Genomic DNA, 20,390 nt, shown 5'->3' with positions numbered 1-20,390 from the left:
CGTACATAGGATCTACAGCCGCATCAATGTGCCCGCCACGTCGAGTGTCGTTGCCGTCATGCGCGCGGCGGCGTCCGAGGCCAGGTAGAGGGCCGCATGGGCGGCGTCGTCGACGGTGGACTCGCGAGGTGTCCAAGACACGACATTCGCGCGTACGCCGCAGAGCGCGAACAGCCGCGCGTAGTGCTGGGTGAGGGCGGTCACACCGCCGCCGACCGCGTTCGTGGCCGGGTCGGTGCCGACGGGCGCGAGCGTGACGACCGCCCCGGTGCCGGACTCGGCCATGGCGGGCACGAACGCCTGCAGCGCCAGGAAGGTGGCGGTCAGTCCACTGTCGACGGTGCGCTGCCAGCCTCCGGTGCCTTGGGGGCACGGCAGCACGAAGAGCAGCTCGGGGGCGCCGAGCTCGCCCATGACCGAGAGCCGTACCGCATCCATGGCCGCGGCATCGGCGTGCTCCAGGCCCGTGGTGACGATGCCCACCGCCTCGGAGCCGTTCCAGCGCAGCTCGTCGACCAGGTCGGCCAGCGACGACTCGTCCGCGCCGACGACGGCGACCCGCGCGCCGCGCTCGGCCAGCAGCCGGCTGACGGCCGCGGCGACGCCCTCGGGGCCGCCCAGCACGACCGCGATCCGGCCCTTGAGCTCGAAGGATGATCCGAACACGACGCCCTCCCCGGGGTCGGGGGGCCGCCGCGTGGCGACGACGGCCCCCGATGGTGTCAGCGGCTCCAGCCCTGCTGGCGGTCCGACGCGGCCCCCCACGGTCCACGCCCCCAGTCCCCCCGGCCGTGCCCGTGGTGGCCCCACGGTCCCCGGCCGAAGCGCGGGTGGCCGCCGTACGCCCGCCAGCGCGCATGCCTGGCCAGGCCGAACACCATGAAGAAGAGCGGGATCGCCGGCCAGAAGAAGTGCGCGCCCGACAGCGCCCACAGCCCGGTCAGCGCGGCCGCGACCACGGCGATGAAGCCCGCGTGGCCCCACAGGTGCCGGCGGCCGTCCCGCGCGAACCGCTCCTTCGCCTCCGGGGTCTCGTACAGCCCGCGCCGCCCCCCGTCGGGCAGGTCGGCGGTGATCGGCGGCAGCTCGTCGCGGAACTTCGTGGCGTACACCGCGGCGAGCCGCTCCTCGCCCTCCTCGAGCGTGAGCCGGCCCTCGGTCATGCCGGCCCGCACCATGTTGGCGTACTGTTCGCGCTCCTCGTCCGAGGCGCGCACCCTCTCGCCGGCCATGTTCCCGGCCCCCTTCCGTCGATGGGATCCAGCGTGCCGAACCGCGGCCGGGCGCGCGTCGCACCGGGGACGGCTCGTGCGGTACCGCCGGCGGCGCAGCCGCACCGGGCACGTACTCCCGCGGGAGTAGACCCCGCCGCGCCGGGAAGGCGATGCCGCAGGTGAACCGGCTCCACTACGGTTTGAGCTGTGAGCAGAGCGCACCGGGCGGACGAGCGGCGAGCCCACTGGGCGCGCGAGCGGGCGCACTGGGCGCACGAGCGGCGGGCCGAGCGCCTCGAGCGCAAGTTCAAGCGTTTCGAGGAGCGGATCGACCGCCGCCGGGCGAACCGGTTCCGCGGCCCGCACGTCGTGCCGCTGGCGATCTTCCTCGCGCTCGTGCAGGTCTTCGGCACCCGCGCCGCCGCCTACGGCTCGACGGGGCACCCCCTGGACGAGACCGGGTACCTCCTGCTGATCGCCGGACCGGCGGCGCTGCTGTTGCGCCACCGGCTGCCGCTGTTCGCGCTGGCCGGCGCCCTCGCGGCGACGGTCGCCTATTTCTCGCAGCTGTACCCGAACGGGCCGGGCTTCATCGCCGCGCTCGTGGCCGTGTTCTGGGCACTCAACGCCGGGTTCCGCTGGCTCACGTGGCTGTCGGTGATCGTGGCGTACACCAGCTTCGTCGTGCTGGTGGCCCCGCACGCCTCCGTCGCGCGGCTCGTGGTCGTCGGCGTGTGGTGCCTGATCATCTCCGTGTTCGGCGAGGCGGCGCGCGTGCGCGGGATGCGGTACCGCCAGATGGCCCGCGACCGCGCCCACCAGGAGGCCCTGGCCCGCGCCGAGGAGGAGCGGGCGCGCAAGGAGCAGCACCGCCGCCAGGCCAGCGACGAGCGCCTGCTGATCGCCCGTGAGCTGCACGACGTCATCGGCCACCACCTGTCCCTGATCAACGTGCAGGCCGGGGTGGGCCTGCACCTCATGGACGAGCAGCCCGAGCAGGCCCGCGTGGCGCTGAGCGCCATCAAGCACGCCAGCGCCGAGGCCCTGCGCGAGACCCGGGCCGTGCTGGCGGGCCTCAACCCCGGCGAGGCGGCCCCGCGCACGCCCGCGCCGGGCCTGGCCGACCTGGAGCGCCTGGCCGGCGAGGCCCGGGGCGCCGGGCTGCCGGTCACCCTCGACACCGTCGGCACCGCGCGGGCGCTGCCGCCGCAGGTCGACCGGGCGGCGTACCGCATCGTGCAGGAGGCCCTGACCAACGTGCGCCGGCACGCGGGCCCGGACGCGTCGGCGACGGTGCTCGTCGCCTACGCCCCGCGCGAGCTGACGCTGACCGTGACCGACGACGGGCCGGGCGTCCCGGCGGCGGCCGGCGAGGGCGGCAACGGCATCGCGGGCATGCGCCACCGGGCGGCGACCTTCGGCGGCTCGGTCGAGGCCGGCCCGCGCGAGGGCGGCGGCTTCGAGGTGCGCGCGAGCATTCCCCTGAGCGACGAGGAGACGACGTGATCAAGGTGCTGCTCGCCGACGACCAGGCCCTGGTGCGGGCCGGCTTCCGGGCGCTGCTCGACGCGCAGGCCGACATCGAGGTCGTGGGCGAGGCCGCGGACGGCGCCGAGGCCGTGCGGCTGACCGCCCGGACCCGGCCCGACGTGGTGCTCATGGACATCCGCATGCCGGTGCTGGACGGGCTGGAGGCGACCCGCCGCATCGCCGCCGACGCGGACCTCGCCGACGTGCGCATCGTCATCCTGACCACGTTCGACCTGGACGAGTACGTCTTCGAGGCGCTGCGGGTGGGCGCGAGCGGGTTCCTGGTGAAGGACACCGAGCCGGTGGACCTCCTGCGCGGCGTGCGCGCGGTCGCGGGCGGCGACGCCCTGCTCTCCCCCGGCGTGACCCGCCGGCTGATCGAGGAGTTCGCCAGCCGCTCCCGGGCGCCGCTGGCCCCGATGTCGCTGGACACCCTGACCGACCGCGAACGCGAGGTCATGGCACTGGTCGGCGCCGGGCTGTCCAACGAGGACATCGCCGCGAAGCTGTACGTGAGCCCGGCGACGGCGAAGACCCACGTGAGCCGGGCGATGATCAAGCTCGGCGCCCGGGACCGTGCCCAGCTGGTCGTCTTCGCCTACGAGGCCGGGCTGGTCCGCCCGGGCTGGCTGGGCTGATCGGCGTCCGGGCCGTTGCTCGCGATGACGACGAAACGGCCGCCCCCGCGATCGGGAGCGGCCGTCGTGACCCGGGCGTGTGTCAGTCGGCGAGCGCGACGATGCCCTGCGCCCAGCGGAAGTACTTGTTCGTGCCCAGGTCGCGGACGGTCTTGATGTTGAAGGCGGCCTGCAGCTTCTCGGCGTCGCCCTCGCTCACGCCGGCGATCACGGTGACGGGGGCGTCGGCGAGCTCCTGCGCGCTCTTGCCTTCCCACTCCTTCATGAGCTTCTTTTCCAGACCAAGCATGGTGTGCTCCTTCGCTCGATGAAACCCGCGACAGGCTACGTCGCGTGCCTACCGGCTGCAACGTGGGAGGTGACGGAGTTGTCCGTCGTTCTGCTTGCCACATCGGCCGTTTCGCGGAGATGATCGGCGCATGAACAGCCAATGGGGGCTGACGATCCCGTTGACCGGGATGCCACTGCCCGATCACGCTGCGTTGCTCGCCACGCTACCGGATCTCGGGTTCACGGACGTCTGGTCGTCCGAGGTCAACGGCGCGGACGCGTTCACCCCCCTGGCGCTCGCCTCCGCGTGGTCGCCCCGCCTGCGGCTCGGCACCGCGATCGTGCCCGTCTTCACCCGCGGGCCCGGCCTGCTCGCCATGCAGGCGGCCACCCTCGCCGAGGCCGCGCCCGGGCGGGTCGCGCTGGGCATCGGGGCGTCGTCGCCCGTCGTGGTCGGCGACTGGAACGCGGTCGAGTTCGACCGGCCGTTCGAGCGCAGCCGGGACCTCCTGCGGTTCCTGCGCCCGGCGCTGGCCGGCGAGCTCGTCGACGGGACCTTCGACACCTTCACGGTGCGCCGGTTCCGGCTCGAGCGGCCACCGGCGGTACCACCGAAACTGCTCCTGGCGGGTCTTCGCGGGCGCATGCTGCGCCTGGCGGCGGCCGAGGCCGACGGTGCGGTCCTCAACTGGCTGTCGGTGGGGGACGTGGCGAAGGCGCGGGCCGAGCTGGCGGGCGCGCCCGACGGCTTCGAGGTCGCGGCGCGCATCTTCGTGTGCCCGACCGGCGACGCCGCCGAGGCGCGCGCGACCGCGCGGCGGCTGATCGCGGCGTACCTGACGGTGCCCGCGTACGCGGCGTTCCACCGCTGGCTCGGGCGCGGCGAGGTGCTCAAGCCGATGTGGGACGCGTGGGCGACCGGCGACCGCAAGGGCGCGCTCGCCGCGATCCCGGACAAGGTCGTGGACGAGCTGATCGTGCACGGCTCGCCCGCGCAGTGCCGGGCGCACGTCGAGCGCTACGCGGCCGCGGGCGTCACCACCCCGGTGATCGCGCTGCTGCCGACGCGGGAGCTGGCCGCCGGGGGCGCCACCGCGCTCCTGGACACGTTGCGGGAACTGGGGGCGCGGTCATGAAGGTGGACGGGAAGGTCGTGGTCATCACCGGCGCGGCCGGTGGGATCGGGGCCGCGCTCGCCCGGCGGTTCGCCGCGGAGCAGGCGGCCGCGCTGGTGCTCGCCGACCTCGACGGGGCGGCCGTGTCCGCGCTCGCCGCGTCGCTGCCCGGCGAGGCGGTCGGGGTCGAGGCCGACGTGACCAGCGAGGAGCAGATCGCGGAGCTCGTCGGGGAGACGCTCGGGCGCTTCGACCGCATCGACCTGTTCTGCGCGAACGCGGGCATCATCACCGGCGCCGGGCTGGAGGCGTCCGCCGAGACCTGGGCGCGCACGTGGGCGGTGAACGTCATGTCGCACGTGTACTCGGCCCGCGCCGTCCTGCCCTCGATGCTCGAGCGCGGCTCCGGGTACCTGCTGCACACCTGCTCGGCCGCGGGGCTGCTGACCGCCGTCGGGGACGCGCCCTACACGGTGACCAAGCACGCGGCGGTGTCGTTCGCGGAGTGGCTGTCGATCACGTACGGCGGCCGGGGCGTGAAGGTCAGCGCGCTGTGCCCGCAGGGCGTGGACACGCCGATGCTGCGCGACGGTCTCGGGCAGGGCCACATCGGCGCGAAGGTGACCGCGGCCGGCGGGGCGGTGCTGTCCGCCGAGTCCGTCGCCGAGTCCGTCGTCGCCGGGCTGGACGCGGAGAAGTTCCTGATCCTGCCGCACCCGGAGGTCGCCCGGTACTACCTGCACCGCGCCGGGGACACCGACCGCTGGCTCAACGGCATGCGCGGTCTGCGCGACAGCCTCGCATGAGGCAGCCGGACGTGCTGCGGCCGGCCCTGGAGGTGGTCGCGCCCTTCGTGCGGGGCCGTGCGGGGCGCACCATCATCGGCATCTGCGGCCCGCCCGCCGCCGGCAAGTCCACGCTGTCCTCGGCGTTGTCCGGCGCGCTGAACGTCCACGAGGGACTGTCCAGTGTGGCCGTACCGATGGATGGCTTCCACCTGTCCAATGTGGAGCTCGACCGCCTCGGCCTGGCCGACCGCAAGGGCGCGCCGGAGACCTTCGACGCGGCCGGGTTCGTGCACCTGCTGCGCCGCCTGCGGGCCGGCGAGGAGCTCGTCTACGCGCCGAGCTACAGCCGCACCCTGCACGAGTCGATCGGCGGCGTCATCCCCGTCCCCGCCGACGTGCGCGCGATCGTCGTGGAGGGCAACTACCTGCTGCTCGACCACGGCCCGTGGGCGTCCGTGCGGGGGCTCGTCGACCTCGTGCTCTACCTCGACGCGCCGGACCCGGTGCGCCAGGAGTCGCTGGTGCGCCGGCAGCTGGCCAAGGGCCTCGACCTGCCCGAGGCCGAGGACTGGGTGCGGCGCAGCGACGAGCGCAACGCCGCGGTGATCGCCGGCACCCGCGACCGGGCCGACCTCATCCTCACCCGCTGACGTCCGCGGCGCCGTCGTCCGCGACGCCGGGGAACAGGCGGGCGGCGTTGTCCCAGCAGACCGCGGCGAGCCAGTCCTCGCCGAGCCCGAGCCGTTCGAGCGACTCGAGCTGGTGGCCGTACGGGTACGGGATGTTGGGGAAGTCGCTGCCGAGCAGCACCCGCCCGGCGAGCCCCAGCTCCCGCACCCGCGGCAGCAGCGGCGCGGGCGGGCCGCCGAAGAAGTCGGTGAAGACCATGGTGGTGTCCAGGTGTACTCCGGGGTGCCGCTCGGCCAGCCCGAGGAACCCCGCGTACTCCGGCGCCCCCATGTGCGCGACGATCGCGACGAGCCCCGGGTGCCGCCGCAGCACCTCGCCGAACGGCTCCGGCCCGGTGAACCCGTTCGCGACCGGGCCGGAGCCGGCGTGCACGACGACCGGCACCCGCAGCTCGGCGAGGCGGCCCCACACGGGGTCGAGCACGGCCTCCCGCGGGTCGTAGCCGCCGACCTGCAGGTGCACCTTGAACACCCGGGCCCCGCCGGCGACGGCCCGCTCGACGTATCCGGCCACGCCCGGCTCCGGGAAGAACGTCGCGCTGGGCAGGCACCCGGGCGTGCGCGCCGCGAAGCCCATCGTCCACGCGTTGAGGTCCTCGGCCATGCCCGGGCGGTGGGCGTACGCGAGCGCGGTGAAGTACCGCACCCCGAACCCGCGCAGGAGGGCCACCCGCTCCTCGTCGGAGCCGCGGTAGCGGATCGGCCACGGCCGCCCGACGAGCGGGCCGGCCTCGTCGAAGTACGCCCAGACCTTGCGCAGCATCCGCTGCGGCAGGAAGTGGGTGTGCACGTCGAACAGCGCTCGGGTCACGGCTCGAAGTCTATGGTCGCCCGGGCCCGCCACCGCCGGGCACCGCCGGTGCGGGGTGGCGGCGTTGAGCCGGACAGCGAGCAGGCATCATGGGTCCGTGACGCACGAGACGCGACGATCGCTGCACGGGCTGGCGGAGCTCGTCCTCGCCGGGCCGCAGTACCGGGCCAGCGGGACCATCCGGCTGCGGATCGTCGGTGGCGGGTTCGCCACCGTGGCCGCGCCCGACCTGCGGGTGACCGCCGACGCGCTGGTGGTCGGCGGCGAGCGGCGGGTGGCGCTGGCCGGGCGCACGCTCGGGGAGGTCGCCGCCGAGGCGGGGGTCGAGCCCGGGGCGCCGGCGGAGCTGTATCCCGACGGGTCCGGCGCGGCCCCGGGCGACTGGCTCGTGCTCGACCGGGCCGAGGAGATCCTGGCCGCGTTCGTCGCCGGCGACGCGGCGCTGCGGGCGCTGAGCGCGCAGGCCACGCCGGTGCTGTGGCCGGAGCACTTCGACCTCGGCATCTCGCTCGACGAGGTGAACTACGGGGTGTCGGCCGGGGACTCGGCGATCGGGGAGCCGTATGCGTACGTCGGGCCGTGGCGGGCGCGGACCGGGGACTTCTGGAACATGCCGTTCGGGGCCGCGCATCCGGTGCGGGAGCTGCCGGATCTGGGGGCGTTCTTCGAGCAGGGGCGCCGCCGGGCCGCCGAGGGCTAGACCCTGCCCTGCCTGGGCCTCGGCGGCCGGGGACGTCAGCCGAAGAGCTTGGCGGCGGTGATGACGGTCTCGATCACGCCGTAGCCGAGCAGGAGGGCCACCAGGGCCCAGCTCACCACCAGGCGGGCCGTCCGTGCGTCGGTGCGGGGCCGCGGGTCGCTCATGACGCCACCTTCTCCGGTTCGGCGGTGACCGGCTCGTGGAAACGCTGCGGCACCGGGCGGATCAGCAGATTCGCGATGAAGCCGACGGCCAGGACGCCGACCATGGTGAACAGGGCCGGCTGGTACGCCGACGCCGTCAGGGTGCCCGGCTTGCCCTGGGCGTCCAGGAAGCCGTTCACGATCAGCGGGCCGGCCACGCCCGCCGCCGACCAGGCCGTCAGCAGGCGGCCGTGGATGGCACCGACCTGGTAGGTGCCGAAGAGGTCGCGCAGGTAGGCCGGGACCGTGGCGAAGCCGCCGCCGTAGAACGACAGGATGACCCCGGCGAGCAGGACGAACAGGGCCGTGGCGGTGTGGCCGACCGAGGCCAGCAGCGCGTAGAGGACCATGCCGACGCCGAGGTAGATCATGTAGATGGGCTTGCGGCCGATCGCGTCCGAAGTGGCCGACCAGGCGAAGCGGCCCGCCATGTTGAACAGCGACAGGACACCGACGAAGCCCGCGGCGGCCGCGACGCTGACGCCGGAGGCGCCCCCGGACCGGAAGAAGTCCTGGATCATGGGGCTGGCCTGCTCCAGGATGCCGATGCCGGCGGTGACGTTGCAGAACAGCACGATCCACAGCAGCCAGAACGAGCGGGTACGCAGGGCGTTGGCGGCGCTCACGCTCGCCGTCGTGACCAGCGGCTTCTCGCGGATCGAGGCGGGGTCGAAGCCCGGGGGCCGCCAGCCCTCGCGGGGCACGCGGACGTTGAGGACGCCGAACATCATGACGAGGAAGTAGCCGATCCCCAGCGTGACGAACAGCAGGACGAGGGCGGAGCCGCCGGCGACGGACTTGGCGTCGTCGGGGTTGTAGCCGGCGTCGTAGAGCGACAGCAGCTGCCGCGACAGCGGGCTGGCGATCAGCGCGCCGCCGCCGAAGCCCATGATCGCCAGGCCGGTGGCGAGGCCGGGGCGGTCCGGGAACCACTTGATCAGCGTCGAGACCGGCGAGATGTAGCCGATGCCGAGTCCGATGCCGCCGAGGACGCCGTATCCGACGTACACCAGCCACAGCTGTTCGGTGCCGATCCCGAGCGCGGCGACGAGGAAACCCGCGGCCCAGAAGCAGGCCGAGACGAACATGGCCTTCCGGGGCCCGTTGCGCTCGACCCAGGTGCCGCCGAGCGCGGCCGACAGCCCGAGCATGACGATGGCGATGCTGAAGATGATGCCGATCGCGGTCTGGCTGGCGCCGAAGTGGGCGATGAGCGAGTTCTTGTAGACGCTGGTGGCGTACGCCTGACCGATGCACAGGTGCACGGCGAGCGCCGCGGGCGGGATCAGCCAGCGGCTGTACCCCTCCGGCGCGACCGTGTGCCTGGAGTCGAGCGCCGAGAGCAGGGACATCGGGCACCTCCTGAGGCAGAACCTCAGTGTAGATCGCAGTACGTCTATCTTGCAGCGCAACTTTCCTCTGATCAGCAAGGTCGTGATCCAAATGTCGCCATAGTTGAGGAACAATTGCCCGGTGGATCGTGTGACTGTCTGGGACGATCGGCGCACCGCGGACGAGCGCGCCCTGCTCGCCCCCGGCCGCCCGCCGGACCTGGACCGCAGCCCCGACGTCCTGGTGGTCGGCGGCGGCGCGATCGGGCTGGCCGCCGCCGTGTTCGCCCGCCGCGCCGGCCTCGGGCGCGTGGTGCTGATCGAGCGCGCCCCGCGGCTCGCCCCGGGCGCCTCCTCCGGCAACGGCGGCGCGATCGCCCCCGACATGCACGTGCTCACCGACGAGCCGCGGTTCGTGGCGTTCGGGCGTCGGAGCCGGCAGTTGTACCGTGACCTCGACGCCGAATGGCAGGGCGCGCTCGGCATCCGCACGACCCGCTGGCTCGACATCCGCCCGGCCGGGACGGTCCCGGACCCCGGCGACCCGGCCCTGCGGGTGCTCGGCGACGACGACGTGCGGGCCCTGGAGCCCGACGTCCGCCTCCCCGACGGCGCCGCCGCGCTGCTCGCCGAGGACCAGCTCGCCGTCGACCCGCTCCGGCTCGCCGCCGCGCTCGCCGCCCGGGCCGGGCAGGTGGTCACCGGCGTCGGCCTGCTCGGCGTCTCGGTGCGCGGCGACCGCGTCGCCACCGTGCACACCACGGCCGGCGACCTCACCCCCGGCGCGCTGATCGTGGCCACCGGGCTCGTCCCGCCGCCGTGGCACCACGGTGTACCGCAGCGCTGGGTCAAGGGCCACATGCTCGCCATCTCCCCCGGCCCGTGGCGCCTCGGCAGTGTCCTGGCCGGCCCCTACGGCGGCGGCACCCCGCTGCCGGGCGGCGGCGTCGTCTGCGGCGGCACCTTCGACGAGGGCGACCACAGCGCCGACGTCCGGCCCGAGGTCAGCGACCCGATGGCGAAGGCGCTGGCCACGCTGCTGCCGGCCGCCGACGGGGCGCGCATCAGCCACCGCTGGTGCTGCTTCCGCCCGCGGATCGAGCAGCGCCAGCCCGTCGTGGACCGGCTGCCCGGCGTCGCCAACGCGTGGTTCGCCGGCGGCCACTTCACCACCGGCATCATGATGGCCCCGGCGACGGGCGCGGCGCTGGCCGACTGGGTCGGCTCGGGCCGCACGCCCGCCGGGGTCGAGACGTTCACGCTCCCCCAGGCGCCGCACCCGTGGCCGACCCTGGGGCCCACGCACTGAAACAGCACGGTGGCCCGCGCCGGAGCGCGGGCCACCGTGGACGTCTGCGTCACAGGTCTGCGTCACATGCCTGGATCACGGGGTCACGTCGACGTACGTCGACCACCCGCCGGCGTAGTACTTGTAGTACGTGTGCCCGTCCTGGGCCAGGGTGTACGCCTCGGTGGTGCCGAACCGCGGGTTGTACAGCACCGACGGGGCGCCGGTGTTGCTGCCGCCGAGGTTGTTCCAGCCCGACCAGCCGCCGAGGTAGTACACGTACTGCAGCTCGCTGCCGGTCGTGTGCACGTAGACCTCGGTGGTGCCCGAGGACCGGTTGTAGACCACCCCCGGGTCCTGGTCCAGGGTGCCGCCGAGGCCGGTCCAGCCGCTCCAGCCGCCGAGGTAGTAGACGTAGGACAGCTGGTTGCCCGACGTACGCAGGTACACCTCGGTCGTGCCGTACTTCGGGTTGTAGAGCACCGCCGGCGTGCCCTGCACCGAGCCGCCCAGGCCCGTCCACCCCGACCAGCCGCCGAGGTAGTAGACGTAGGCCAGGCCACCGCCGGTCACCGCGTACGCCTCCGTGGTGCCGAACTTCGGGTTGTAGAGCACCCCGGGATCGCCGGTGAGCGCCCCGCCCAGGTCCGTCCAGCCCGACCAGCCGCCGGCGTAGTACACGTAGGCCAGCGAGTTCGCCGACGTGCGGGCGTACACCTCGGTCGTGCCGTACGTCGGGTTGTAGATGACCGCCGGGTTCCCCGCGAGGGAGCCGCCGAGGTCGATCCACGGCGACCAGCCGCCGGAGAAGTAGCGGTAGCCGAGATGGTTGTTCGACAGCCGCGCGTACACCTCGGTCGTGCCGAACCTCGGGTTGTACAGCACCGCCGGGTCGCCCTGGATCGTGCCGCCGAGGTCCATCCAGCCCGACCAGTCCGCGGACCAGTACGCGTACATGAGCTTGTTCGAGTCCGCCGAGCGCGCGTACACCTCGGTCGTGCCGAACTTCGGGTTGTAGAGGCTCTGCGGCCTGCCCACCGGGCGCACCGGGTCGGTCTGGCGGACGAACAGCAGCCGGTTCGGCGTGCCGTTGCGGGCGTACGCCGGGTACGACGACATGTTCAGCACGCCGACCGAGGAGCCCTGCACCAGTGCGTTGCGCACCTGGGCCGGGTTGTAGTCCTGGTGGGCCTGCAGGATCAGCGCGGCCGCGCCCGTGACGTGCGGCGAGGCCATCGAGGTGCCGTCCAGCGACCTGGTCGCCGAGTCGCTGTCCTTCCAGTCCGAGGTGATGCCGACGCCGGGCGCGTAGAGGTCCACGCAGGGGCCGTAGTCGGACCAGGGCACCGGCTTGTCCTCGATCGTCGACGCGCCGACCACGATCGCCTCGGCGACGTTGCCGGGCGAGTTGTTGCAGGTGTTGGTCGGGTTGCCGTTCTCGTCGCCGTTGCCGGCCGCGACCGACCAGGTCAGCCCGGAGCCGATGGAGCGCTTCAGGGCCGCGTCGAGCACGATCGTCGGGCTGTCGGAGCCGAGGCTCATGTTGACCACCGCCGGGTGCTGCGCGTTCGCGGTGATCCAGTCGATGCCGCCCACGACCTCGGACAGATAGCCGTTGCCGCTGCAGTCGAGCACGCGCACGGCCTTCAGCGTGATCTGCTTCGCCACGCCGTAGGTGGCGCCGCCGATCGTGCCGGCGACGTGCGTGCCGTGGCCGTCGCAGTCGTTGGCGTTGTTCGGGTCGTTGCTGTTGTTGGCGTTGTCCGGGTTGTAGTAGTAGTTCTTCGCCCGGTCGACGAAGTTGCGCCCGTAGCCGGCCCGGCCGCCGAAGTCGTTGTGCGTGATGCGGATGCCGGAGTCCAGGACGTACGCGGTGATGTCCGGGGCCGCGTTCGGATACGTGTACGTGGTGTCGGCAGCGTTCGCGTGCGTGTCGATGCGGTCCAGGCCCCACGGCGGCGAGGGCTGGGTCGCGTCGGCGTGCAGCATGATGTTCTTCTCGACGCTGAGCACGCCCGCGTCGGCCGCGATCTGCCTGGCCTTGGCGTCGTCGATGTTGTCGATCGCGAAGCCGCGCACGGCCGTGCTGTACTGCTCGCGGACGTCGCCCCCGACCTGCTGGGCGATCTTGCCGGCGGCGTCCGCGACCGCCGCCTTCGCCTGCCCGGCGCTCTGCGCGCCCGGCGGCGTCTTCAGCATGACCACGTATCCGTTGGACTCCCCCGCCACGGCCGCGTTGAACACGGTTCCCATGGGGGGCGCGGCGTTCGCCGGCAACCCTGGAGCGATCACGGCGGCCGCCGCGACCGCCAGGGTGCCGAGGCGGCGCCGTCTTTCGATGCCGATCATGCGCCATCACCTTTGGTCATCGAATGGTAACTCAACGTCACCTTATCGGATGAACCGCCGGTGTGGATCAAGACCGCTCAGCGGCGGCGGATCCACCAGATGATGCCGAGCACCACCGCGAAACTCGTCGCCGCCGTGACCACGTACGGCACCGCGCGGCGCACCAGCAGGCCCACGCCCGGGACGGCGAGCGGGTCGACCGGCTCCGCGTCGGGCCGCACCGGCGCCATGGGCTCCCCCGCGCGGGCGTCGTCGACGGCCACGAGCGGCGAGGGGGCGGACGGCTGCTTCGCGGCCAGGCAGTCCGCGAGCCGGCCGATCAGCCGTTCGCCGGCGTCGCCGACGAGCCCGGGGTCGACGTGCGCGGCCTCGCCCGTGAGGTCGAGGTCGGCCGACACGTGCACCCGGGTCCCGTCACCCTCCGCGACCAGGGCCGCGGTCACCAGGGCCCGGGCGGTGCCCCCGTCGCCGTCGGCCCCGGACGCGCTGATCACCACGCGCCGGGCGGCCTCGTCGCGCTCGACGAACGTCCCGGACCCCGTGAACGTCAGGCCGGCCGGGCCGAGCCCGACCTCGACGGTGCCGGTGAAGTCGTCGCCCTCGGCCGCGGTGAGCGTCGCGCCGGGCACGCAGGGCGCGATCCGCTCGATGTGCGACAGCGCCGCCCAGGCCCGCTCGACCGGGACGGGCACGGTGAAGGTGTTCTCCAGGTGCACGGGCCCTACCTCCATAGGTCGACGGCCCGGCCGAGTCAGGCGGGCCATCTCGACGGTAGTCACCCCGGACGCCGAGCGCCCGGCGGACCACCCCTACGGCGGGCGACCCGTGCGGCTGGTGCGCTCCCGCCGGCATCCCGCGCGGCGCGGTTCGAGGTCGCCGCCGAGCAGCCGCTGCGCCGCGCGGCACCACCGGCGGGCGCTCGGCGGCGGCGTCGTCGACGGCCGTCTGTGCGCCTGGAGCCCGGTGCGGACGTCCGGCGCGGCGCGGTCGGGCCCGCCGCCGGCGGCAGTGCCTGTGCGGCTAGCGCTCCGCCGCTGGCACCACCAGCGGACGCCCGGCAGCGTCCAGCGCGGCGAGCATCTCCAGCTCGGCGCGGTAGCCGGCGCGGTCGAGGTCGCCGTTGAGCAGGCGCGCGGCGGCGGCGCGCTCGGCGCCGGCCAGGCGGCGGTGCGGGCGGCCGGTCGCGGCGGCCTTGTGCAGGTGCCGGGCGATCAGCAGCACGTAGACGCCGGCGATCACCGCGGCGGCGAGCATGGTCGCGAGCATTCGCAGGACGATACGGGGGCCGGGGTGCGCTTCGGTACCGGCCCTGCGGACCGAATCCGTTGCACTCCTCGGCGGCAACCCGGCGGCAACCGGCCGATCGGGCACATGGGCACATGGGCATTCGCGATGCCGGCGGGGTCGTGGGCTTTCCCCGGCGCCGGGCCGCGGGCCGACACGGCGGCCGGGACCTCGCGGCGGGGCGGGGCAACGCGAGTCGGACCGGCAACGCGCGAGGCGGACCGGCGGGTCGTGGGCTTTCCCCAGCCGGGTCGTGGGCTTTCCCCAGCGCCGGGCCGCGGGCCGACACGGCGGCCGGGACCTCGCGGCGGGGCGGGGCAACGCGAGTCGGACCGGCAACGCGCGAGGCGGACCGGCGACTCGGGGCGGGGCGAGACGGGGCAACGCGAGGCGGACGGGGCTACGCACGGCGAGACGGGGCGGGGCGGGGAGACGGGGGCGGGAGGACGAGGCGACGCGGGAGGTGGCTCACACCGTGTCGTGGTGGATGCGGCCCGCCGTGGTGGTGAGCCGCGCTCCACCGCCGCCCCAGCGCCCGGCGACGATCTCGGCCGCGATGCTCACCGCGGTCTCCTCCGGCGTACGCGCGCCCAGGTCCAGGCCGATCGGCGACGAGAGCCGCGCGAGCTCGGCCGCGCTCACCCCGGCCTCCCGCAGGCGGGCCAAGCGGTCCTCGTGGGTGCGGCGGGAGCCCATGGCACCGACGTACGCGAACTCACGGCGCAGCGCCACCCGCAGCACCGGCACGTCGAACTTCGGATCGTGGGTGAGCACGCACACGACCGTGCGGCCGTCGAGGCGGCCGGCGTCGATCTCGCCCTGGAGGTACCGATGCGGCCAGTCGACGATCACCTCGTCCGCGCCCGGGAAGCGCTTCGAGGTCGCGAAGACCGGCCGGGCGTCGCAGACCGTCACGTGGTAGCCCAGGAAGCCGCCGATCCGCGCGACCGAGGCCGCGAAGTCGGTCGCGCCGAAGACGAGCATGCGCGCGGGCGGGGCGAACGAGGCCACGAACACCGTCAGGCCCTCGCCGCGGCGCTCGCCGTCGGGCCCGTAGCGCAGGGTGTCGGTGCGCCCGGCCGCGAGCAGCCCGCGCGCGTCGTCGGTGACCGCGGCGTCCAAGCGCTGCGAGCCGAGGGTGCCGTCGTACGACTCCGGCCAGACGACGAGCCGCCGGCCGATGCGCTGCGGGGGACCCTCCACGATGGACACCACGGCGACCGGGTCGCGCCGCTCGATCGCGTGCGCCACGCGCTCCAGCTCCGGGAACCGCGCGCGGTCGACGGGCTCGACGAGCAGCTCGACGGTGCCGCCACAGGTGAGTCCGACGGCGAAGGCATCGTCGTCGCTGACCCCGTATCGCTGGACGACCGGCACGCCGGACCCCACCACCTCGCGGGCGAGCTCGTAGACCGCGGCCTCGACGCAGCCGCCGGACACGCTGCCGACCACGGTGCCGTCGGGGCCGGCGAGCATCGTCGCGCCGGGCGGCCGGGGCGAGCTGTGCCAGGTGCGCACCACGGTGGCCATGCCGACCGGCTCGCCCGAGCGCCACCAGCCCAGCAGATCGTCGAGCACCTCACGCACGGCGAGCCTCCAGGGTCCACGACCGCCCCTCCAGCGCCGCGACCACCCGGCCCGCGACGAGGGCGCGGGCGTGCGGGCGAGCGGCGAAAGAAGCGCGGAAACGAGGGCGAGCGGCGGCGACAGTGACAGCGACGACAGCGATGGCGACGGCAGCGACGACGACAGCGGCAGCGGCAGCGGCGACGACGACAGCGACGACAAGGGCGCGGACCCGCAGGCGAGCGGCAACGAGGCCACCGGCGCCCCGCGCGAACCCGGGCCGCTCAGCGCCCGGACTCACCCGGACGACGAGCACGTCCGAACGGCGACGGCGCGAGCGAGCCCAGACGTCGCATGCGGCCGGGCGGCGACGGTGCGGGCGCAGCGCGAGGAAGCCCGCCATCGCAGGCCCCTCTTCGGTCAGGTGACCCGCGTCGGCCAGGCGCGCCGCGGAAGCGGCCGGCGACGCGAAGTCCGGCACGCCCCAACTATGCCCCTCCGTCCCGCCGGCCGGAAGTCAATCGACTCCGGAGCCGCCGATCCGTCACGCCGGGTGACAGCGCGATCACGGTCACGGAAAATGCGGCTACGGGGCCTACCGTCAGCACCGACCCAGGGGCCGCCGTCAGCACCGGCGGCGGAGGCGGTCACTCCTCCGCTTCGGCCGGCACGTCGAGGTCGGTGTCGTCGGCGATGTCCTCGCACGGCACGCCCTGGACCTGGTCCGCGTGGGCCACCAGGTAGGCCCGCGCGCCCACGTCCGCCGTGGCCAGGGTGGTCACGCCCGGCCAGTGGCCGCGGCCGAGGATCACCGGGTGGCCCCGCTTGCCCTTGTACGTCGCGGTCAGCAGGGCGCCGGGGCCGGACGGGGCCGCGTCCAGCAGGCGGGCCACCGCGTCCGGGCCGATGCCGGGGGTGTCGACGAGCAGGACCATCACGGCCTCGGCGTCGGTCTCCGCCAGGGCGGCCAGCCCGACGCGCAGGGACGAGCCCATGCCGCTCTTCCACGCCGGGTTGTCCAGCAGCGTCACGTCGCCCAGGGACGCCTCGGCGCGGACCCGGGCGGACTCGGCGCCCAGGACGACCCAGATGCGTGTGCAGCCGCCGTCGCGCAGGGTGGCGACGGCGCGTTCGACCAGCAGGTGGCCGTCCTCGTGGCGCACGAGGGCCTTGGGACCGCCATACCGGCGGCCACCACCTGCGGCGAGTACGAGTCCGGCAATCGCGCTCAGCGGGCTCTCCTACGTCCGACGGTTTCAGCACCGATTCGGATCAGATTAGTACGCGCTCGATAGGCTCCATGCTCATGGCCCTCCACGATCACTGTTCGTACTGCGGCGCCGCCTATCCGCAAGGGGCGCCCTGGCCGCGGGTCTGTGCCGCGTGCGGCGAGACCACCTGGCGCAATCCGCTGCCGGTCGCGGTGACGCTGCTACCCGTCGACACCGGCCAGGGGCGCGGCATCGTGGTGGTGCGCCGCGACATCGAGCCGATGCGCGGCGAGCTCGCGCTGCCGGGCGGGTTCATCGAGGTCGGCGAGTCCTGGCAGGAGGCGGCCGTGCGCGAGCTGCGCGAGGAGACCACGATCCTCGCGGACGCGGCCGACGTGCGGCTGTTCGACGTGCACAGCGTGCCGAGCGGGAACCTCATCGTCTTCGGGCTGCTGCCGCCGCGCCCCCTCGCCGACCTGCCCGCCTCGACGCGGACGGAGGAGTCGCTCGGCTTCGAGATCGCCCTCGGCCCGCGGCCGCTCTGCTTCTCCACCCACACCGACATGCTGGCCGCCTACTTCGCGTCGAAGTAGCGGTCGGCGATCGGCACGTCCAAGGGCAGACACGCCGGCCGCCTACTTCGCGTCGAAGTAGCAGTCGACGATCGACACGTCCAAGGGCAGACACACCGGCCGCCTACTTCGCGTCGAAGTAGCAGTCGACGATCGACACGTCCAGGGGGAACCGCACCTCGGTGTCGCCGAACAGCAGGCGCCGGGCCTCCTCCCCCGCGGTGTGCACGGCGGCCGAGACCGCCTCGGCCTCCTCGCGCGGGCAGTGCACGATGACCTCGTCGTGCTGGAAGAACACCAGCTCCGCCCGGCGCCCGGCGAGCGCCGCGCGCAGGCGGGCCAGCAGCACGAGGGCCCACTCGGCGGCGGTGCCCTGGATGACGAAGTTGCGCGTGAACCGGCCCCGGGCCCGGCCCCTGGCCCCGCCGCGGGACTCGACCTCGGCCCCGGGCTCGTCGAACCCCTCCCGCCAGGTCACCGACGCCGGTGGGCAGGTGCGGCCGAGCCAGGTGCGCACCAGGCCCCCCGCCTCGCCGGTGCGGGCCGCCTCCTCCACGAGGTCCCAGGCCACCGGGTAGAAGCGGCGCAGGGCGGCGAGCGCGGGCGCGGCGCTGCCGCCGGTCTGGCCGTACATCGCGCCGAGCAGCGCGAGCTTGCCCTTCATCCGGTCGCCGCCGAACGCCTCGGCGGCCAGTGCCGCGTAGAGGTCCCCGGCCGCGCCCGCGCGGGCCAGGCGCCGGTCGCCGGAGACGGCGGCGAGGACCCGCGGCTCGAGCTGGCCGGCGTCGGCGACCACGAACGCCCAGCCCGGGTCGGCGACCACGGCCCGGCGCACGGTCCGGGGGATCTGCAGGGCGCCGCCGCCGCGGGTCGCCCAGCGGCCGGAGACGACGCCGCCCGGGATGTACTCGGCGCGGAACCGCCCGCCCGTGACCCACTGCTCGAGCCAGCTCCACCCGTGCGCCGTCCAGAGGCGGTAGAGCTCCTTGTACTCCAGCAGGATCGGCACCGCCGGGTGCTCGACGTGCTCCAGCTCCCACTTGCGGGTGCTGCGCAGCATGATGCCGGCCCGGGCGAAGGCGCGCAGCAGCTCGGCCGGGGAGTCGGGGTGGACGCGCTGGCCGAGGGCCTCGTTGAGGCGCACGCCGAGCTCGGCCAGGCGCGCGGGCGGGCCGCCGACCGGGGAGGGCGGGCCGAGCAGCTCGCGCAGCAGGGCGTCGTGGACGTCGGCGCGCCAGGGCAGGCCGGCCAGGCCCATCTCGACGGCGACGAGGGCGCCCGCGGACTCGGCGGCGATCAGGGTGCGCATGCCGCCCGCCCGGGGCGCGAGGGCGTGTGCGGAGCCGAGCTCCGGCAGCGCCTCGACCCGGCGCCGTTGCGCCCGATAGACGGCCGTCAGCTCTTCCAGCGGTACCGCCGCCGCGTCGAAGGCGTCGAAGAGCGAATCCTGTGACAGTCCGGGTGGCTCGGCCGCCCGCGCCGGCGGGTCGGGCGGCACCGGCCGTCCCGCCAGGCGGGCGCTCGCCGCGGCGAGCGTGCGCGGCTGGCCCCAGGCGCCCTCCGCGCCGAGCAGGAGCGCCTCGGCGAGCTCGAGATCGTGGCAGCGTTCGACGCGCACGCCCGCGCGCACCAGGCGCGGGTAGACCTCGGCGGTGGATGCCCAGAGCCAGCGGGGGCGATCGCGTGACTCGACTCGAGCGACCGCCCCCGCCAGGTCCTGGACGTGCTGCTCGGCGCCGGTGGGCGTGCCGTCGTCGGCCAGCGGCCGCAGGAGGCCGCCGGTGCCGGAGGGCGAGAGCGCGACGAGCATCCGGTCATTACATCGCACGGCCCCGGTACTGCTCGTGGAAGCGCCGGGGCCGCGCGGGCTCGGGTTACTTGGAGATGCCGCCGGTGAGGCCGGCCTGCACCTGCCGCTGGAACGCGATGTAGACGATGAGCACGGGCAGCATGGCCATCGTGAGACCGGCGAACAGGCCCGACCAGTCGGACTTGTAGCCCTGCTGCACCGACAGGCTGATCAGGCCCTGGGCCAGCACCTCGTGGACCTTGCCGGCGCCGGTGGTGTCCTGCATGAGCACGGTCGGCAGGTACCACTGGTTCCACTGGCCCAGCACGTTGAAGATGCCGATCGAGATCAGGCCCGGCTTGGCCATCGGCAGCATCACGCGGAAGAACAGCGTGCTGTGCGAGGCCCCGTCCACCAGCGCCGCCTCGGCGACCGAGGTCGGCAGCGTGCGGAAGAACGAGTGCATGAAGAAGATCGTGAACGACAGCGACCAGGCGACGTACACGAGGATGAGCATGAACCGGGAGTTCAGGCCGAGCAGCGGGAACGACACGCCGGAGTTGAAGACGCCCTTGTACAGCGGCACGACGGCGAGGTACACCGGCAGCGTCAGGCCCGACAGGAACAGGAAGTAGATCGCCCGGTTGCCCGGGAACTCGTAGCGGGCCAGCACGTAGGCGGCCATCGAGCCCAGCAGCATCGTGAGGATCACGCCGCCGCCGACGACGATCACGGTGTTGAAGAAGAACTCGCCCAGCCCGCCCTTGGTCCACGCGCGGGAGAAGTTGTCCCACTGCAGCGCGTGCGGGTTCAGGGAGAGCGGCTCCTTGATGATGTACTTGTCCTCCTTGAAGGACGAGATCACCACCCACAGGATCGGGTAGACGACCATCACGGCCCACACGATCAGGAACAGGTGGGAGAAGCCCCCGAACACCTTGTCGCCGATCTTGGCCAGCTCCGGCGCGGCCTTCGGTACCGCGCGGCGCGAACCACCGCCGCGGGAGGCCGTGCGCCTGTCGTTCACCACCACGTCAGCCAT

22 protein-coding genes are annotated in these 20,390 nt (G+C 74.0%); 8 read left to right on the top strand and 14 right to left on the bottom strand.

Annotated elements, in window-relative coordinates; all coding sequences use genetic code 11:
- Window positions 1–12: 12 nt before the first annotated feature.
- Window positions 13–666: an SDR family NAD(P)-dependent oxidoreductase gene (locus ACQP2P_RS09385; RefSeq protein ID WP_433614726.1), complete on the bottom strand. Its 654-nt coding sequence runs from the start codon at window positions 664–666 to the stop codon at window positions 13–15.
- 56 nt (window positions 667–722) lie between these two features.
- Window positions 723–1,232: a DUF1707 domain-containing protein gene (locus ACQP2P_RS09380; RefSeq protein ID WP_433614724.1), complete on the bottom strand. Its 510-nt coding sequence runs from the start codon at window positions 1,230–1,232 to the stop codon at window positions 723–725.
- Window positions 1,233–1,421: 189 nt separating this feature from the next.
- Here ACQP2P_RS09380 and ACQP2P_RS09375 point away from each other — a divergent pair, with 189 nt between their 5' ends.
- Window positions 1,422–2,720: a sensor histidine kinase gene (locus ACQP2P_RS09375; protein ID WP_433614722.1), complete on the top strand. Its 1,299-nt coding sequence runs from the start codon at window positions 1,422–1,424 to the stop codon at window positions 2,718–2,720.
- Window positions 2,717–3,382, top strand: a complete 666-nt coding sequence (locus tag ACQP2P_RS09370) for a response regulator transcription factor (protein ID WP_350615370.1) — start codon at window positions 2,717–2,719, stop codon at window positions 3,380–3,382. The genes ACQP2P_RS09375 and ACQP2P_RS09370 overlap by 4 nt, the downstream gene beginning before the upstream one ends.
- Window positions 3,383–3,464: 82 nt before the next feature.
- Here the strand turns inward: ACQP2P_RS09370 and ACQP2P_RS09365 are convergent, their stop codons facing one another.
- Complete coding sequence (locus ACQP2P_RS09365; protein ID WP_433085106.1) at window positions 3,465–3,671, bottom strand: hypothetical protein; 207 nt, start codon at window positions 3,669–3,671, stop codon at window positions 3,465–3,467.
- Between the two features lie 148 nt (window positions 3,672–3,819).
- Between ACQP2P_RS09365 and ACQP2P_RS09360 the strand changes: the two genes are divergently transcribed.
- The 3 genes from ACQP2P_RS09360 to ACQP2P_RS09350 are packed head-to-tail and all read left to right on the top strand — an operon-like array spanning window position 3,820 to window position 6,205.
- Entirely contained in the window at window positions 3,820–4,788 is a 969-nt protein-coding gene (locus ACQP2P_RS09360; RefSeq protein ID WP_433619068.1) for an LLM class F420-dependent oxidoreductase, read from the top strand.
- Window positions 4,785–5,573 (top strand): SDR family oxidoreductase, encoded by a 789-nt coding sequence (locus ACQP2P_RS09355; RefSeq protein WP_433614720.1) that lies wholly within the window; start codon window positions 4,785–4,787, stop codon window positions 5,571–5,573. The genes ACQP2P_RS09360 and ACQP2P_RS09355 overlap by 4 nt, the downstream gene beginning before the upstream one ends.
- The gene (locus tag ACQP2P_RS09350; RefSeq protein ID WP_433614718.1) at window positions 5,570–6,205 is read left to right on the top strand and encodes a nucleoside/nucleotide kinase family protein; all 636 of its coding nucleotides are present in this window, start codon (window positions 5,570–5,572) and stop codon (window positions 6,203–6,205) included. The genes ACQP2P_RS09355 and ACQP2P_RS09350 overlap by 4 nt, the downstream gene beginning before the upstream one ends.
- Here ACQP2P_RS09350 and ACQP2P_RS09345 read toward each other — a convergent pair.
- The gene (locus ACQP2P_RS09345; protein WP_433614716.1) at window positions 6,195–7,055 is read right to left on the bottom strand and encodes an amidohydrolase family protein; all 861 of its coding nucleotides are present in this window, start codon (window positions 7,053–7,055) and stop codon (window positions 6,195–6,197) included. The genes ACQP2P_RS09350 and ACQP2P_RS09345 overlap by 11 nt on opposite strands.
- A 97-nt stretch (window positions 7,056–7,152) precedes the next feature.
- On the opposite strand from ACQP2P_RS09345, the gene ACQP2P_RS09340 reads away from it, so the two are divergent.
- Window positions 7,153–7,755: a hypothetical protein gene (locus ACQP2P_RS09340; RefSeq protein ID WP_433614714.1), complete on the top strand. Its 603-nt coding sequence runs from the start codon at window positions 7,153–7,155 to the stop codon at window positions 7,753–7,755.
- A gap of 35 nt (window positions 7,756–7,790) precedes the next feature.
- Here ACQP2P_RS09340 and ACQP2P_RS09335 read toward each other — a convergent pair whose 3' ends face one another.
- Together ACQP2P_RS09335 and ACQP2P_RS09330 are read right to left on the bottom strand one after the other, a co-directional pair.
- Window positions 7,791–7,919 (bottom strand): MFS transporter small subunit, encoded by a 129-nt coding sequence (locus ACQP2P_RS09335; protein ID WP_433614712.1) that lies wholly within the window; start codon window positions 7,917–7,919, stop codon window positions 7,791–7,793.
- Window positions 7,916–9,310 carry an OFA family MFS transporter gene (locus ACQP2P_RS09330; RefSeq protein WP_433614710.1) on the bottom strand — a complete coding sequence of 465 codons (1,395 nt, stop codon included), beginning with the start codon at window positions 9,308–9,310 and terminating at the stop codon, window positions 7,916–7,918. The genes ACQP2P_RS09335 and ACQP2P_RS09330 overlap by 4 nt, the downstream gene beginning before the upstream one ends.
- A gap of 121 nt (window positions 9,311–9,431) precedes the next feature.
- Between ACQP2P_RS09330 and ACQP2P_RS09325 the strand changes: the two genes are divergently transcribed.
- The gene (locus tag ACQP2P_RS09325) at window positions 9,432–10,598 is read left to right on the top strand and encodes an NAD(P)/FAD-dependent oxidoreductase (protein WP_433614709.1); all 1,167 of its coding nucleotides are present in this window, start codon (window positions 9,432–9,434) and stop codon (window positions 10,596–10,598) included.
- 75 nt (window positions 10,599–10,673) lie between these two features.
- On the opposite strand, the gene ACQP2P_RS09320 is transcribed toward ACQP2P_RS09325, so the two are convergent.
- The 6 genes from ACQP2P_RS09320 to ACQP2P_RS09295 all read right to left on the bottom strand — a co-directional run bounded on the left by ACQP2P_RS09320 (window position 10,674) and on the right by ACQP2P_RS09295 (window position 16,939).
- Window positions 10,674–12,926, bottom strand: coding sequence for a S8 family serine peptidase (locus tag ACQP2P_RS09320; RefSeq protein ID WP_433614707.1), 2,253 nt, complete (start codon window positions 12,924–12,926; stop codon window positions 10,674–10,676).
- 77 nt (window positions 12,927–13,003) lie between these two features.
- Window positions 13,004–13,657 carry an SRPBCC family protein gene (locus ACQP2P_RS09315; RefSeq protein WP_433614705.1) on the bottom strand — a complete coding sequence of 218 codons (654 nt, stop codon included), beginning with the start codon at window positions 13,655–13,657 and terminating at the stop codon, window positions 13,004–13,006.
- A 289-nt stretch (window positions 13,658–13,946) separates the two neighbouring features.
- On the bottom strand, window positions 13,947–14,192 hold the full coding sequence (locus tag ACQP2P_RS09310; protein ID WP_433614703.1) for a hypothetical protein: 246 nt from the start codon (window positions 14,190–14,192) through the stop codon (window positions 13,947–13,949).
- Window positions 14,193–14,678: 486 nt separating this feature from the next.
- Window positions 14,679–15,797 carry an XdhC family protein gene (locus tag ACQP2P_RS09305; RefSeq protein WP_433614701.1) on the bottom strand — a complete coding sequence of 373 codons (1,119 nt, stop codon included), beginning with the start codon at window positions 15,795–15,797 and terminating at the stop codon, window positions 14,679–14,681.
- The gene (locus ACQP2P_RS09300; protein ID WP_433614700.1) at window positions 15,790–16,257 is read right to left on the bottom strand and encodes a hypothetical protein; all 468 of its coding nucleotides are present in this window, start codon (window positions 16,255–16,257) and stop codon (window positions 15,790–15,792) included. Before ACQP2P_RS09300 ends, ACQP2P_RS09305 begins: the two co-directional genes overlap by 8 nt.
- Window positions 16,258–16,423: 166 nt before the next feature.
- Entirely contained in the window at window positions 16,424–16,939 is a 516-nt protein-coding gene (locus tag ACQP2P_RS09295) for a nucleotidyltransferase family protein (RefSeq protein ID WP_433614699.1), read from the bottom strand.
- Between the two features lie 143 nt (window positions 16,940–17,082).
- Between ACQP2P_RS09295 and ACQP2P_RS09290 the strand changes: the two genes are divergently transcribed.
- Entirely contained in the window at window positions 17,083–17,580 is a 498-nt protein-coding gene (locus ACQP2P_RS09290; RefSeq protein ID WP_433614698.1) for an NUDIX domain-containing protein, read from the top strand.
- Window positions 17,581–17,683: 103 nt separating this feature from the next.
- Here ACQP2P_RS09290 and ACQP2P_RS09285 read toward each other — a convergent pair whose 3' ends face one another.
- Window positions 17,684–19,369 (bottom strand): bifunctional 3'-5' exonuclease/DNA polymerase, encoded by a 1,686-nt coding sequence (locus ACQP2P_RS09285; RefSeq protein WP_433614696.1) that lies wholly within the window; start codon window positions 19,367–19,369, stop codon window positions 17,684–17,686.
- Between the two features lie 64 nt (window positions 19,370–19,433).
- The gene (locus ACQP2P_RS09280) at window positions 19,434–20,390 is read right to left on the bottom strand and encodes a carbohydrate ABC transporter permease (protein WP_433614694.1); all 957 of its coding nucleotides are present in this window, start codon (window positions 20,388–20,390) and stop codon (window positions 19,434–19,436) included.

The organism is Dactylosporangium sp. CA-139114 (genome assembly GCF_050955725.1).
GTDB lineage: Bacteria > Actinomycetota > Actinomycetes > Mycobacteriales > Micromonosporaceae > Dactylosporangium.
Note: the sequence above shows the minus strand (reverse complement) of the source record. Positions and strands in the feature narration are given on the sequence as shown.